At 65.9% G+C, this 14,163-nt stretch carries 13 protein-coding genes and 1 pseudogene; 11 read left to right on the top strand and 3 right to left on the bottom strand.

The window, feature by feature from the left end; translation table 11 throughout:
* Positions 1–333: 333 nt before the first annotated feature.
* A complete protein-coding gene (locus MF270_RS10040) occupies positions 334–1,236 on the bottom strand; it encodes a LysR family transcriptional regulator (RefSeq protein ID WP_238365743.1) in 903 nt (300 codons plus the stop codon).
* Positions 1,237–1,359: 123 nt separating this feature from the next.
* Between MF270_RS10040 and MF270_RS10035 the strand changes: the two genes are divergently transcribed.
* The 9 genes and pseudogenes from MF270_RS10035 to MF270_RS09995 form a co-directional block, all read left to right on the top strand.
* Positions 1,360–2,475: a BMP family ABC transporter substrate-binding protein gene (locus MF270_RS10035; protein ID WP_238365742.1), complete on the top strand. Its 1,116-nt coding sequence runs from the start codon at positions 1,360–1,362 to the stop codon at positions 2,473–2,475.
* 1 nt (position 2,476) lies between these two features.
* Positions 2,477–3,586 (top strand): ABC transporter permease, encoded by a 1,110-nt coding sequence (locus MF270_RS10030; protein WP_238365741.1) that lies wholly within the window; start codon positions 2,477–2,479, stop codon positions 3,584–3,586.
* Positions 3,583–4,506, top strand: coding sequence for an ABC transporter permease (locus MF270_RS10025; protein WP_238365740.1), 924 nt, complete (start codon positions 3,583–3,585; stop codon positions 4,504–4,506). The genes MF270_RS10030 and MF270_RS10025 overlap by 4 nt, the downstream gene beginning before the upstream one ends.
* Before the next feature lie 14 nt (positions 4,507–4,520).
* Positions 4,521–5,225 carry a biuret amidohydrolase gene (gene biuH / locus MF270_RS10020; RefSeq protein WP_238365739.1) on the top strand — a complete coding sequence of 235 codons (705 nt, stop codon included), beginning with the start codon at positions 4,521–4,523 and terminating at the stop codon, positions 5,223–5,225.
* Positions 5,222–6,835 carry an ABC transporter ATP-binding protein gene (locus tag MF270_RS10015; RefSeq protein WP_238365738.1) on the top strand — a complete coding sequence of 538 codons (1,614 nt, stop codon included), beginning with the start codon at positions 5,222–5,224 and terminating at the stop codon, positions 6,833–6,835. Before biuH ends, MF270_RS10015 begins: the two co-directional genes overlap by 4 nt.
* The gene (locus MF270_RS10010) at positions 6,832–7,503 is read left to right on the top strand and encodes a cysteine hydrolase family protein (RefSeq protein ID WP_238365737.1); all 672 of its coding nucleotides are present in this window, start codon (positions 6,832–6,834) and stop codon (positions 7,501–7,503) included. The genes MF270_RS10015 and MF270_RS10010 overlap by 4 nt, the downstream gene beginning before the upstream one ends.
* Positions 7,504–7,569: 66 nt before the next feature.
* Positions 7,570–9,381 carry an allophanate hydrolase gene (gene atzF, locus MF270_RS10005; RefSeq protein WP_238365736.1) on the top strand — a complete coding sequence of 604 codons (1,812 nt, stop codon included), beginning with the start codon at positions 7,570–7,572 and terminating at the stop codon, positions 9,379–9,381.
* Between the two features lie 43 nt (positions 9,382–9,424).
* Positions 9,425–9,820, top strand: a complete 396-nt coding sequence (gene hpxZ, locus MF270_RS10000) for an oxalurate catabolism protein HpxZ (RefSeq protein WP_238365735.1) — start codon at positions 9,425–9,427, stop codon at positions 9,818–9,820.
* A gap of 65 nt (positions 9,821–9,885) precedes the next feature.
* A pseudogene (locus MF270_RS09995) lies at positions 9,886–10,029 on the top strand (IS6 family transposase); the annotation flags it as partial.
* Positions 10,030–10,220: 191 nt separating this feature from the next.
* Here MF270_RS09995 and MF270_RS09990 read toward each other — a convergent pair.
* Both MF270_RS09990 and MF270_RS09985 read right to left on the bottom strand, forming a co-directional pair.
* Positions 10,221–11,123, bottom strand: coding sequence for an alpha/beta hydrolase (locus tag MF270_RS09990; RefSeq protein WP_238365734.1), 903 nt, complete (start codon positions 11,121–11,123; stop codon positions 10,221–10,223).
* Positions 11,116–11,517, bottom strand: a complete 402-nt coding sequence (locus MF270_RS09985) for a GlcG/HbpS family heme-binding protein (RefSeq protein ID WP_238365733.1) — start codon at positions 11,515–11,517, stop codon at positions 11,116–11,118. Before MF270_RS09985 ends, MF270_RS09990 begins: the two co-directional genes overlap by 8 nt.
* Positions 11,518–11,627: 110 nt before the next feature.
* Between MF270_RS09985 and MF270_RS09980 the strand changes: the two genes are divergently transcribed.
* Both MF270_RS09980 and MF270_RS09975 read left to right on the top strand, forming a co-directional pair.
* Positions 11,628–13,226: an ABC transporter substrate-binding protein gene (locus MF270_RS09980; RefSeq protein ID WP_238365732.1), complete on the top strand. Its 1,599-nt coding sequence runs from the start codon at positions 11,628–11,630 to the stop codon at positions 13,224–13,226.
* Between the two features lie 12 nt (positions 13,227–13,238).
* The gene (locus MF270_RS09975; RefSeq protein ID WP_238365731.1) at positions 13,239–14,162 is read left to right on the top strand and encodes an ABC transporter permease; all 924 of its coding nucleotides are present in this window, start codon (positions 13,239–13,241) and stop codon (positions 14,160–14,162) included.
* The last annotated feature ends 1 nt before the right edge of the window (position 14,163 follow it).

The raw sequence follows: 14,163 nt of genomic DNA, 5'->3' as shown, positions 1-14,163 counted from the left end.
TTCAGGCACGAGTCTTGGCGCGCCCTGACTTCGTCAAAGCTGGCGGCTTCAATCGGGCCGTTACAGTAGGCTTGCCATCCGGAGTCCTGTCCGGCGATTTGTCACTCCTCGGACGTGCGGCGGATGGCGGCGCGCAGGTCATTGCGGTCAATGTCGACATGGCGCGGCTCAGGGCCTGCGCTGTTTCGGCGGACGAAGGATGGTCGCCGGAACAATCTGCGCGAATCTCGGCATTCATCGTCCGGGTCGCCGAAATACGCCACGACCGTGCCATATCTTCACGAACAATAGGGATTAGCGATGAGACGCCGTTTGGACGCCACCGCAAGGTTGTCAGACCTCGGCAGCGGCATCCATGGCGCGGGCCAATTGCCGGGCGAAATTCGCTGCGCCAACAGGCAGGGTGCGCGATCGTAGCTGCGCCAGGTAAAGCAGACCGGCCGGGACATCGCGCGGATCAATCGGCCGGGTGACAAAGGTTGCGTCAGCGTCATCGGGAAGACCGATCGGGATCTGGAAGGTGATGGTCAGATCCGACCCCGGATACATGCGCAGGAATTCGAAACTGTCGGATTCGATCACCGGCGTGATCCTCACAGACGAGCGCTGCATCGCAATGTCGAGGAGATAGCGGACCCCGAACTCCTCGCTTGGCATGCCGACAGGGTACTGTGCCAGATCCGACAGCCGGACCTTCTGTTTGGCCGCAAGGGGATGGTTGCGGTTCATGACCGCATGGACGAGCTGCGGCGCGGTGGCGAGGACCTGCACGTCCGACAGGCGCACCGGCTCGAAGACGAGGGCGATGTCGGCCTCGAGCGCGACCAGCGCCCGCTCGGCCCGGTGGCGGTCGCGAAGGTTGACCGAAAAGGTGACCTGGGGATGGTCGGCCCGATAGACGTTGATCTCACGCGGCATGAAATACGGCAGCAGCGCCTGGCTGCATGCCACCTTCACATGGCCGCGCCGTTCGCCCTTCAGATCGGCGATCTGTGAGCGGACGCGATCGAGATCGGCCCGCTGACTGCGGATGTGTTGAATCAGCAGCTCACCCGCGATGGAGAGGCGGACGCCGCGTGCGAGACGTTCGAAAACCGGCGCGCCGAGCTCCTCCTCGAGCGCAAGAAGGCGGCGATTCAGGGCAGTTGATGTAATTGACAGCGTTTCGGCCGCGCCCCTGATCGAGCCCGCGCGATTGATCGCTTCGATAAAGTCCAGCGTTTCCAGATGTTTCATATGGTATGCTGCAATTTTTGCATCGGAACGGGTCATACTTAGCAGCAGACAGCACCGCAGTATAGCCTAGCATGAGTCTCAAACCGGCATTTTGAAAATCCGGAGACAGCGGAGAGGACTCACATGACAAATTTTCTGACACGACGCCGGTTTCTTTCGACCACCGCCGGGCTGGCCGGGGCGACGGCACTGGGCGGGCTGGCAGTGCCGGCGCAGGCGGCGGGCGACCTGACGGTCGGCTTCATCTACGTCGGGCCGCGCGACGACTATGGCTATAACCAGGCCCATGCCGAAGGCGCGGCGGCGGTCAAGGCGATGGATGGCGTCACGGTCATCGAGGAGGAGAACGTCGCCGAGACGCAGGATGTCCAGCAGACGATGGAATCGATGATAAACTTCGACGGGGCGGCGCTGCTGTTCCCGACCTCGTTCGGCTATTTCAACCCGCATATCCTGTCGGTGGCGCCCAAGTATCCGGAAGTGCGCTTTGAACACTGCGGCGGGCTCTGGACCGAGGGGATGCCGACCAACACCGGATCGTACTTTGGCTACATCGGCATGGGGCAGTACCTGAACGGGATCGCCGCAGGGCATGCGACGAAGACCAAGAAGATCGGCTTTGTCGCGGCCAAGCCGATCCCGCAGGTGCTGCTGAACATCAACTCTTTCCTTCTGGGGGCCCGGTCGGTCGATCCGTCGATCACCTGTCAGGTGATCTTCACCGGCGAATGGTCGATGGCAGTCAAGGAAGCCGAGGCGACAAATGCGCTGGCCGATGCGGGCGCCGACGTCATCACCTGCCATGTCGACGGGCCGAAGGTCGTGATCGAAACGGCGGCGGGTCGTGGCTGTTATGTCTGCGGCTACCACGCCAACCAGTCCGAGCTGGCGCCCGACAAGTACCTGACCGGGGCCGAGTGGAACTGGGCCACGGTCTATACCGACATGGTCAAGAAGACGCTTGCGGGCGAGAAGGTCGACAATTTCGTCCGGGGCGGTCTGGCAGAAGGCTTCATCAAGATGTCGCCGCTGGGACCTGCCGTGCCCGAGGCCGGCCGCAAGCAGTTCGAGGACACAAAGGCCAAGATCATGGCTGGCGGCTTTGCGGTCATCACCGGGCCGCTGAAAGACAACGCGGGCAATGAGATCGCCGCCAGCGGCGTGGCCTATGAAGAAACCGACGTGGCGCTCGAGTCGATGAACTACCTCGTCGAGGGCGTCATCGGGTCGACGTCCTAAGATGGCCGCCGGGGCCGACATCACGGTTCCGGTCCGGTCCTGGCGCGCCTGGCTTTTACCTCTGGCCGGGCGCGTCGAGGGGCTGGTCCTGCCGGTCGCGGCGCTGCTGGCGGGCTTTGCCGCCTTCGCGCTGTTCTTGCTGTTGCTGGGCAAGAGCCCGGTGGATTTCTATGCCCTGGTCTACAAGGCGGGCTTTGGCAGCGCCTTTTCCTGGACCAACACCCTGTCCCGCGCCGCACCGCTGCTGTTCGCCGCGCTCTGCGTTGCGATCCCGGCTCGGCTGGGCCTCGTCGTGATCGGAGGGGAAGGCGCGATCGTGCTGGGGGGCGTGATGACCGGCGGGCTGGCGGCTGCGCTGGCCGGGTGGCCTGCCGTGCTGGCCATGCCTGTGCTGGCGATCATGGCGGCGGTCGCGGGCGGCCTCTGGATCGGTGCGGTCGGCGCGATGCGGCAGTGGCGCGGGGTGAACGAAACGATCGCCTCGCTGCTGATGGCCTACATCGCGATCGCATTGATGAACCACCTCGTCGAAGGGCCGCTGCGCGATCCCGCCTCGCTCAACAAGCCCTCGACGGCATCGCTGATCGACAACTTCCGGGTCGGCGACCTGCCCGGCTGGCAGGTGCACTGGGGCCTCGCCGTGGCCGTGGTGTGCTGCATCCTCGCCTGGGTGCTGATTGAGTGGACGACGCTTGGCTTCGCGGCCCGCATCGCCGGGGGCAACGTGCGCGCGGCGCAGGTGCAGGGGCTGCCCGTGGGCAAGCTGGTGATCGGCTTCACCGCGCTTGGCGGTGCCTTTGCCGGGCTAGCAGGATATTTCGAGGTCTCGGCCGTCCATGGCTCGGCCAATGCGTCTCTGGCGGCGGGGTATGGCTACACAGGGATCCTTGTGGCCTTCCTTGCGCGGCACAATCCGCTGGCGATCATCCCGGTGGCGCTGCTGCTTGCCGGGTTCGAGGCGTCTTCGGGTCTCGTGCAGCGCCGGATGGACCTGCCGGATGCGACCATGCTGGTGCTGCAGGGCTTCGTCTTCGTGGCGATCCTGGCCAGCGAGACCTTCACGGGCCGGATCGACCTGATCGGCTGGCTGACAAAAGGAGAGCGGACATGAGCGGGGACATCGGTCTTTGGGCGGTGCCGGTCGCCATGCTGGGCGGCGCGATCCGGGTGTCGACGCCGTTCCTCTTCGTCTCGCTCGGAGAGGTCATTACCGAACGGTCGGGGCGCATCAACCTCGGGCTCGAGGGCACACTCGTCTTTGGCGCGATGGCGGGCTACGCCGTGGCCTACCACACCAATTCGGCCTGGGCCGGGGTGCTGGCGGCGGCTTTGGCCGGATCGGCGTTCGGGCTGGTGCATGGGCTGCTGTGCTCGTTGCCCAAGGTGAACGACATCGCCATCGGTATCGCGCTGATGCTTCTGGGCACGGGCCTCGCCTTCTTCTTCGGCAAACCCTACATCCAGCCCGTCGCGCCCGACCTGCCGGCGATCAACCTTGGCTGGTGGTCCGATCTGCCGCAGGTGCAGGCCGCGCTCAGGGTCAACGTGCTGTTCCTTCTCGGCGCCGCGCTTGCGGTCGCGCTGGCCTGGATGCTGCGGAAAACGAGGATCGGGCTGACCCTGCGGGTCGTGGGCGACAGCTCCGACGCGGCGCGTGCGCTCGGCATCAGCCCGGCGCGGGTGCGCATCCAGGCCACCGCCTTTGGCGGCGCGCTGGCGGGCATCGGCGGGGCCTATCTGTCGCTGTTCTATCCGGGATCGTGGAACGAGGGGATCTCGTCGGGCCAGGGTCTGATCGCGGTGGCTCTGGTCATCTTCGCACGCTGGTCACCGGTCAACTGCTTCTTCGCAGCGATGCTCTTTGGCGCCGCGGGGGCACTGGGACCGGCGTTGCAGTCGGTCGGGGTGACGCAGGGCTACTACCTGTCCTATGCGGCCCCCTTCGTGCTGACGCTTATCGTGCTGATCCTCTCTTCCTCGAAGACCGGGGCGCTGACCGGCGCGCCGCGCGAACTGTCCATCACCAAATAGGCGGAGCCTTTTTCATGAACGACATGTCCGAGACGCCCAGGGGGACCACCATCGCCTCTGCGCCCTATGCCTGGCCGTGGAACGGGGACCTGCGTCCTGAAAACACCGCGCTGATCATTATCGACATGCAGACCGACTTCTGCGGCCCCGGCGGCTATGTCGACAGCATGGGCTACGACATTTCCCTGACCCGCGCCCCGATCGAGCCGATCAAGGCGCTGCTCGCGGCCTTTCGCGAGAAGGGCTACATGGTCATCCACACCCGCGAAGGACACAGGCCGGACCTGTCCGATCTTCCGGCCAACAAACGCTGGCGCTCGCGTCAGCTTGGTGCCGGGATTGGCGATCCCGGACCTTGCGGAAAGATCCTCACCCGGGGCGAACCCGGGTGGGAGATCATCGACGACCTCGCCCCGATGCCGGGCGAGGTCATCATTGACAAGCCGGGCAAGGGGTCGTTCTGCGCGACCGACCTCGAGATGATCCTGCGGCTGCGGGGGATCGAGAACATCGTGCTGACCGGGATCACCACGGATGTCTGCGTGCATACAACCATGCGCGAGGCGAACGACCGCGGATTCGAATGCGTGATGCTGACCGATTGCTGCGCGGCGACCGATCCAAAGAACCACGCGGCGGCGATCCAGATGATCCACATGCAGGGCGGAGTCTTTGGCGCGACGGCCACGTCGGCCGACCTGCTGAAGGTGCTGCCGTGAAGGACGGGCGTGCGCCCTCCCCTTCCTTCCCCTCCGAGGGGGGAGGGAGCCTGTCGCGCGGGCTGGACGAGGTATCCCCTCCGCCCACGAAGACCGGGGAGGCGGGCAAAGCCGTCGGGATCGAGACCATCGGCATGACCATGCGCTTCGGCAACTTCACCGCGCTCGACGACGTCTCGATCAGGGTGAAGCCGGGCAGTTTCCACGCGCTTCTGGGCGAGAACGGGGCGGGCAAGTCGACACTCGTCAAATGCATCATGGGCTTCTACCACGCCACCTCGGGCAATCTGCTGATCGACGGCTTCGACGGCGACGTGAAGGATCCGAAAGACGCCCATGCCAAAGGCCTCGGCATGGTGTACCAGCACTTCACGCTGGTGCCCGCCCTGACCGCCGCAGAGAACCTCGTGATCTCGCGCGCCGACGTGCCCGCGGTGATCGATTGGGCCGCCGAGATGAAGGCGCTGACGGCGTTCATGGACGCGATGCCCTTCCGCGTGCCACTTGGCGAGCCGGTGCACCGGCTGGCGGCGGGCGAAAAGCAGAAGCTCGAGATCCTCAAGCAGCTCTACCTCGGTCGGCGGTTCCTGATCCTGGACGAGCCGACTTCGGTCCTGACGCCGGACGAGGCAGACGAGGTTCTGGGCCATGTCGCCGCGCTGTGCAAGGCGGGGGAGCTTTCCGTCCTGATGATCAGCCACAAGTTCCGCGAGGTGACGGCCTTCGCGGACGAGGTCACGGTTCTCAGGCGGGGGAAACATGTCGGCGGCGGCAAGGTGGCCGAGCTGAGCCATCAGGACATGGCCGCGATGATGATGGGCGATGCCAAGCCCGCCGATCCTGCGCCCCGCGCGGAGACCACGGGCGAGACCGTGCTGGCTTTGACAGGCGCGCGGGCGGCGGACCGGTCCGGGCTGAAGCAGATCGCGATCGAGACCTTGCAGGTCCGGGCCGGAGAAATCGTCGGCATCGCCGGTATTTCCGGCAACGGCCAGATGGAACTGATGGAGATTCTGACGGGCCAGCGCGCGTTGGCCGCGGGCGGGGTGACCGTGCATGGCGTGCCTTATGCCGCGACACGGGCCGAGGAGCGGCGGCTCAAGGTGCGATACCTTCCCGAGGAGCCGTTGCAGAACGCCTGTGCGCCACGCATGTCCGTGGCCGAGAACATCGGGTTCCGCAGTTTCGAAACGGGCCGCGCAAAGCCGCGCTTCTGGCTGGCGCCCGGCGCGATGCGGCGACGGGCCGAGGCGCTGGTGGCCGACTACAAGGTCAAATGCGCCTCGATCGACAGTCCTATCGCCTCGTTGTCGGGCGGCAACGTGCAGCGGGCCGTCCTGTCGCGGGAACTGGATGGCGATGTCGATCTGCTGGTCATTTCCAATCCCTGTTTCGGGCTTGATTTCACGGCGGTCGCCGAAATCAGGTCGCGCATCATGCGCGCGCGGAATTCCGGCACGGCGGTCCTGCTGCTGAGCGAGGATCTGGATGAGATCCTGGAACTGGCCGACCGGGTGCTGGTCATGGCCGACGGCAGTCTCGTCTATGAATGCACGGCGGCCGAGGCCGATATCCCGACCATTGGCCATCACATGGGAGGCCACGCATGAAGATCGACGCGCAGCCTTTCCCGCTTGACATCGACCCGGCGACGACCGCGCTGATTGTCATCGACATGCAGCGGGACTTTATCGAAGCCGGGGGCTTTGGCGCGTCTCTTGGCAATGACGTGTCGCTGCTTCAGGCCATCGTGCCCGCGACAGCGCGGCTGATCGCGGGCTGCCGTGCGGCCGGGGTGCCGGTGATTCATACGCGGGAATGCCACCGGCCGGACCTCTCCGACTGCCCCCCGGCCAAGCGGCTGCGTGGCGCGCCGTCCCTGCGCATCGGCGATCACGGTCCCATGGGACGGGTGCTGATCGCCGGAGAGCCGGGCGCCGAAATCATTCACGAGGTCTTTCCCGCCGCAGGCGAGAAGGTGATCGACAAACCGGGAAAAGGGGCCTTCTACGCCACCGATCTTGGCGAACACCTGTCCGGGCTTGGAACCCGGACCCTGATCTTCGCCGGGGTGACGACAGAAGTCTGCGTTCAGACGACCATGCGCGAGGCCAACGACCGCGGATACGACTGCCTGCTCGCAGAGGATGCGACGGAAAGTTACTTCCCCGCGTTCAAGGCGGTCACGCTCGAGATGATCCGTGCGCAAGGGGCCATCGTCGGATGGACGGCGACAGTGGACGACATTGTCGACGCCTTCGCCGCCGTGCAGGCCTGACCCCGCCTGATCTTGCAGCGCCCCGGAACGCCACCCCTTGAGACTGAGAAGCGAAGGCCAGTACCGATGACGACACCGACCACAGCAACGCCCGACCTGCGCATTGCCGCACTGATGGCGCGCTACGCAACAACAGCGGATCCGGCACCGGTGATCGCAGAGGTCTTCTCGCGCATCCGGGCCGTCGCCGACCCGGGCATCTTCATTGCCCTGAGGTCCGAGGCCGAGGTTCTGGAAGAGGCCGCCGCATTGCCGCCGTTCGACCCTGTCACCTATCCGCTCTGGGGTGTGCCCTTTGCCGTCAAGGACAATATCGACGTGGCCGGCCTGCCAACGACGGCCGCCTGTCCGGCCTTCGCCTACCAGCCCGACGCGGACGCCTTTGTCGTGGCGCGGCTGCGCGAAGCCGGGGCGCTGGTGATCGGGAAGACCAACCTGGACCAGTTCGCCACCGGCCTCGTCGGGGTCAGGACCCCTTATGACGTGCCCCGCAACGCCCTCGATGCCGAGATCGTGCCGGGCGGATCATCCTCCGGATCTGCCGTGGCCGTCGCCCAGGGGATCGTCAGTTTTGCGCTCGGTACGGACACCGCCGGTTCTGGCCGGGTCCCGGCGGCGCTGAACAACATCGTCGGCCTGAAACCGACGCTCGGCCTGCTCAGTTCCACGGGCCTGGTGCCGGCCTGCCGGTCGCTTGATACGATCTCGGTCTTCGCGACGGGGGTCGCAGACGGCTGGCAGGTGCTGGTTGCCTCGGCCGGCTATGACCCGGATGACGCCTGGTCCCGCGACCTCGGCGCCCCCGGCCTTGACCCGCGCCCGACCCTGCGCTTGGCGGTGCCTGACGCCGCATCGCGGATCTTCTTCGGTGACGCCGCGCAGGCGGAGGCCTTCGGGTCGGCGGTCGCGCGGCTGAGGGCGCTTGGCATGAGCGTGACCGAAATCGACATGACGCCGTTCTACGATGTGGCCGAGTTGCTGTATTCCGGCGCCTGGGTCGCCGAACGCATGGCCGCGATCGAACCGATGATGCGGGACATGCCGGACGCCGTTCACCCGGTGACGCGGTCCATCGTGTCGGCCGCGGACAGCCTGTCGGCGGTGGATGCCTTCCGCGGCATCTACCGGCTGTCCGACCTGCGGCGCGCCGTCGCTCCGCTGCTGGACGGGATCGACGCGATCTGCGTGCCGACCATTCCGACCTTCTATACCTGCGCAGACCTCGAGGCCGATCCGATCGGCCCCAACTCGCGCCTGGGGACCTACACGAATTTCGTCAACCTTCTGGACATGTGCGCGCTGGCCGTCCCGACCGCCCCGCGCGCCGACGGGCGGCCGGGCAGCGTCACGCTGCTGGCCAACCGCGGATGCGACGGGCTGCTGGCGGCGCTCGCCGGGCGGATCGAGGCTGACGCCCGTGTCGTCCCGGGAAATGCACTTGTTCCTCCGGAACCGTTGGTGACAGACCCGCGACCTGCCCAGGGTGAAACGGTGATCGCTGCGGTCGGTGCGCACATGTCCGGGCTGCCGCTCAACGACGAACTCACCTCGCTTGGCGCGCGCTGCATCGGTCCGGCGCGGACAAGCGCCGACTACCGGCTGTTCCGCCTGCCGGGCGGGCAGATTGCCAAACCCGGACTTCTGCGCGTGGCCGAGGGCGGAACCGCCATCGACATCGAGCTCTGGGCGCTTGACACAAGCGCGGTCGGCGCCTTCCTTGCCAAAGTCGTGTCGCCGCTTTCCATCGGGACGCTGTCCCTGTCCGACGGCAGCGCCTGCAAAGGCTTCCTGGTCGAGGCGACGGCAGTTCACGGAGCGGAAGACATTTCCGCCCACGGTGGATGGCGGGCCTACCTTGGCGCGACGGCGGCAGCGTGATTGCCCTGTGGCTGATCCAAGTCAACTCGAGGAAGGTGAAGGCATGATGCAGAAACCCGAAGACATGACCCTCAACCGTCCAGCGGTCCTGGCTGACCTCACCGCGTGCTTCGACACCTACGAAACGGCTTTGCTGGAAAACGACACGCAGGTCCTTGCCGCCATGTTCCTGGAAGGCTCGGAGACGATCCGCTATGGCGTCGCCGATCACCAGTACGGCAGCGACGCGCTGCGCGCATTCCGTGCAACGCAGAAGCCGTTTTCGCGCAGTCTGATCGAGACGCGGATCACCACCTACGGCGACAGTTTCGGGATCGCGTCGACCCTGTTTCGGCGGGATGACAGCCCGGGCGAGCTTGGTCGCCAGATGCAGAGCTGGATCCGGACCCCCGACGGCTGGCGCATCGTGGCGGCGCATGTCAGCTCGATCCCCGGGTGACGGGGATGCGCCACGACCTACGGGGCCCGGCGCCGAATCGGGCACTGCGCGGAGTTCAAGGGGGTCGGGCCCGCCCCATGCTCGGCTTCAAGTCCTTCGCATCAGCCTCGGCAACACTCGAGGGTATCGAGGTGGCCAACATGATCCTGACGGGTCGGCTGACGCCAGGACCATGCCCATTTGCCCAATTCGCGACGTTGGCCGTATAAGCGGTCGAAGTCAGCCGGATCATCTGTTCAGCTCAAGCGTTTGCGACAAAGCCATACCGGCCTGCCAGGTCTGACCCGTTCAGCCTTGGGGTCGCCAATGCCGCAGAGCTGACCGCCTGAAAACCGGGTTGGCGGATCGAGGCACTCAGGGCCAGGCAACCTGGCAAATCCGGGCCGACCGGCAGGTCCGGTCAGAGCCAGCGGTTCAGGAAGGCCATCACCCGGGGCATGATTGGCGCGAGGTCACCGCCGGGAAAGCCATGCTCCGCGCCCTCGATGGCGTGCAGGTCGACCGGGACACCGGCCCGGGCCAGCGCATCGTGCATGGCTTCGGCATGATTGAAGGTGACGATCGAATCCTCCGTCCCGTGCTGGATCAGGCACGGGGCGGACGCAGGCGTCACATGGGTGACCGGAGAGGCCTGTCGCGCCATTTCTTCCGTCGCGCCCGGCCCGCCCAGCAGCTTGCCCACGGCATTGTCCGGGTCGGCCACCCGCTCCAGCAGCGACCGGCCCCGGAAGGGAATCATCAGGTCGGCCACGCCGTACCAGTCGACCACGCATTGCACCTTGCTGGACGGGCCGGTCACCCCGACCGTGCCTTCCAGCGGATCGGGGCGGTCGACGCCCAGCAGCAGCGCCATGTGGCCGCCCGCGCTTTCACCCTTGGCGGCAAAGCGGTCCGGGTCGAGCCCCAGCCGCGCCGCATGGTGGCGGAAGTAGCGCACGCCCGCCGCGCAATCGTGGATCTGCATCGGAAAGGCGCCTTCGCCGGCCAGCCGGTAGGTGATGTCGGCCACGGCATAGCCCGCATCCAGCAGCGTTTCCGGCACCCGGAGCGCGCGGCGCAGGTCGCTGGGCGCACGTGGGTGGCCGGTCATCCAGCCGCCGCCATGAATGCGGATCACCAGCGGATGCGGGCCGTCGCCGGGCGGGGTCTCGAGGCTGGCCACCAGAGGCCGCCAGCCCGGCACTTCGGCGACGAAGAGGTCATGCCAGCGGCGGCCGCCGCGGTCTGTCGGCACCCATTCGTCCAGGCAATGGTCCCAGCGGGTGCCGGGTTCGTTGGTCGTGGTCCGTGTCATGTCAGCCATCACATCCCAGAGCCGCCGCGGCCGCCCGCGCGCAATCTTCGTCGAGATCGGCCGAAGCGCCGCCGACTCCCACCGCGCCCAGCAGCGCGCCGTCCTTGATCAGCGGTACCGCGCCGCGCGCATAGATCATGTTGCCGCCTTCCAGCTCGGCGATGCGGGACATGACCACCGACTCGGGCGGAATCGCCCCGCTGGGGCTGCGCGTCGCGGCCGAGGTTAGCGCCTTGCCCTGCGCGCCGTGGATGCTGGCCCAGTTCGACCCGTCCATGCGGGCAAAGGCCATCAGCCGCCCGCCGGCATCCATCACGGCAATGCAGACGGCGATATCAAGCGCTTTGGCACGCTCCATCGCCGCCGAAAGGGCGGTTTGCGATTGGTCAAAAGTTAGGCTCATGCACAGATTCCTGGAGTTTGGAGGAGGGTCCGAGTAACGTTCTCATTGACAACAAATGTTCACATTAGCAACTTTGGTGTCAATGAACCAAATCTTCAACGGGGAATTCCATGGCACATCTCACTCGTCGGTCCGTCCTTGCGTCGGGCCTCAGCAGCGTTCTTCTGACCGCGTTCGCCCAGAAGGTCGCGGCGCAGGGCGCCGGGGCCACCGTGCTCAAGATGGCGGGCACCAAGGCCAAGTCGCGACTTGATCCGCATGTCGACGTCGCCTGGGAAGTTCTGATGATCCTGTCGGCCATGTACGACACGCTGGTCTTCCAGGACAATGACGGCAACATCGTTCCGGGCCTCGCGACAAGCTGGACCGTGTCCGATGACGCGATGAGCTATGAATTCACGCTGCGCGACGGCGTCACCTTCCACGACGGCACGCCCTTCGACGCCGAAGCGGTCAAGTACAACATCGAGCGGATCAAGGCGCTGGGGCCCCAGTCGCAGAAGGCCGCGTCGCTGGTGTCGGATGTCGCCTCGGTCGAGGTGGTGTCGCCCAACGTGGTGCGCATGATCATGGCGCAGCCCAATGGCGGTCTGCTGTTCAACCTGTCGCTCACCTACACCGGCATGGTTTCGCCCAAGGCGTCCGAGGAATACGGTGAGGAATATCACATGCACCAGGCCGGCACCGGCCCGTTCATGATGACCGAATACGAGGTCAACGATCACTACACCCTGACGCGCAACCCCGATTACGACTGGGCGCCCGCGATCTACAGCCATGACGGCCCGGCGATGATGGAGACCATCGAATGGCGCTTCCTGCCGGAACCGGCCAGCCGTTCGGTCGCGCTGATGGCGGGCGATTTTGACGTGGTGTTCGACCTGCTGCCCACCAGCCTTGGCCGGGTCGAGCGGTCGGACGAATACGAAGTGCTGATCACCCACCTGTCGGGCCAGCCGACTTACTGGTTCCTCAACACCGAACTGGCGCCCACCGACGACATCAACGTGCGCCGCGCGATCATGATGGGCGTCGACATGAACGCCGCCGTCGAGGCGATCATGCGCGGCATCGCCCCGCGTGCCCAGGGGCCGCTGGCCGCGGTCACGCCCGAATACGCCCCCAGTGTCAGTGGCATGTATCCCTATGACCCCGAAGCGGCCGCCAAGCTGCTGGACGAGGCCGGCTGGACCCCCGGCGCGGACGGCATCCGCGTCAAGGACGGTGTGCCGCTGACGATCAAGATGCAGATGGCCGGCTGGGGCTCGTCCGAGCCGTTCTCGGTCTACGTGCAGTCCGAGCTGCAGAAGATCGGCGTCGCGGTCGAGCTCGAGATGATGGCCTGGGCCGTCAGCCTCGAGGCGGGCAAGAACGGCACGCACAACATGCTGTTCACCGGCGGGTCGGGCTTTGCCGCCTCGGATTCGCTGATGCCGTATTTCCTGTCGGAAAACGCCGATGCCGGATATAACTTCGCCAAGCTGCGCAGCGCCGAGCTGGACCAGCTGCTGCTGGCGGCCCAGGCGGCCAGCGACCCCGACGAGCGGCTGAAACTATACCAGGACGCACAGACGATGATCATGGACCAGGCGGTGATCCTGCCGATCTACGATTACGCCATCGCCATCGGGGCGCGCGCCTCTGTCGCCGAGGCGCTGGACTTTGGCGTCACCGGTCTGACCCCCGCGGTCTACGACGTGAAACTCTGACGGAAGATCAAGGTGCTCAGGTTCCTGACGCAACGCATCATGTCGGCCATCCCGGTTATCTTCGGGGTGGTCACATTGTCTTTCGTGATCCTCAACCTCTTGCCGGGCGACCCGGTGACGGTGATGCTGGCGCGCTCGGGCGCGACGGCCGAACAGGTGGCGCAGCTGCGCGAACAGCTGGGGCTGAACCTGCCGCTGTGGCAGCAATACCTGTCCTATGTCGGGCGGGTACTGACCGGCGATTTCGGCCGCTCGATCGTGTCGAGCACGCCGGTGATCGACACGATCATGGACAACCTGCCCGCCACGCTGACCCTGTCGGGGCTGGCGATGCTGGTGGCGATCCCGGTGGGGATCGTCATGGGCGCGGTGGCCGGGGTCTTTCGAAATTCCTGGCTGGACCGGGTCGTGATGGGCTTTACCGCCGTGTCGGTCTCGGTGCCCGCGTTCTGGATCGGGCTGATGCTGGTCATGCTTTTCGCCGTGCAACTGGGATGGCTGCCGGCGGCGGGCCAGGGCTCTCCCGAGGCGCTGATCCTGCCGGTGGCGGCGCTGTCGCTGGGCGCGATCTCGACCGTGGCGCGGTCGACCCGGACCAACATCCTCGAGGCGCTCAAGCAGGACTACATCCTGACGGCCCGCGCGCAGGGCAAGTCGGAAACGGTGATCCTGTTCCGCCATGCGCTGCCCAATGCGCTGGTGCCGGTCGTGACCATGATCGGTCTGCAATTCGGCTGGCTCTTTTCCGGCGCCTTCTTCATCGAGGCCGCCTTCAGCCGCAGGGGGCTGGGCACGGTGATGGTCGATGCCATCAACTCGAGCGATTTTCCCGTGGTTCAGGGGGCCGTTCTGTTCACCGCCCTGTTCTACGTGGTGCTGAACATCGTGGTCGACGTGCTCTACGCGCTGATCGACCCCAAGATCACTTTTGACTGAG

It is taken from the genome of Mesobacterium pallidum (assembly GCF_019966535.1).
In the GTDB taxonomy this organism is placed as follows: domain Bacteria; phylum Pseudomonadota; class Alphaproteobacteria; order Rhodobacterales; family Rhodobacteraceae; genus Mesobacterium; species Mesobacterium pallidum.
The sequence above is the reverse complement of the archived record's forward strand: the minus strand, read 5'-3'. Positions and strand labels throughout refer to the sequence as shown.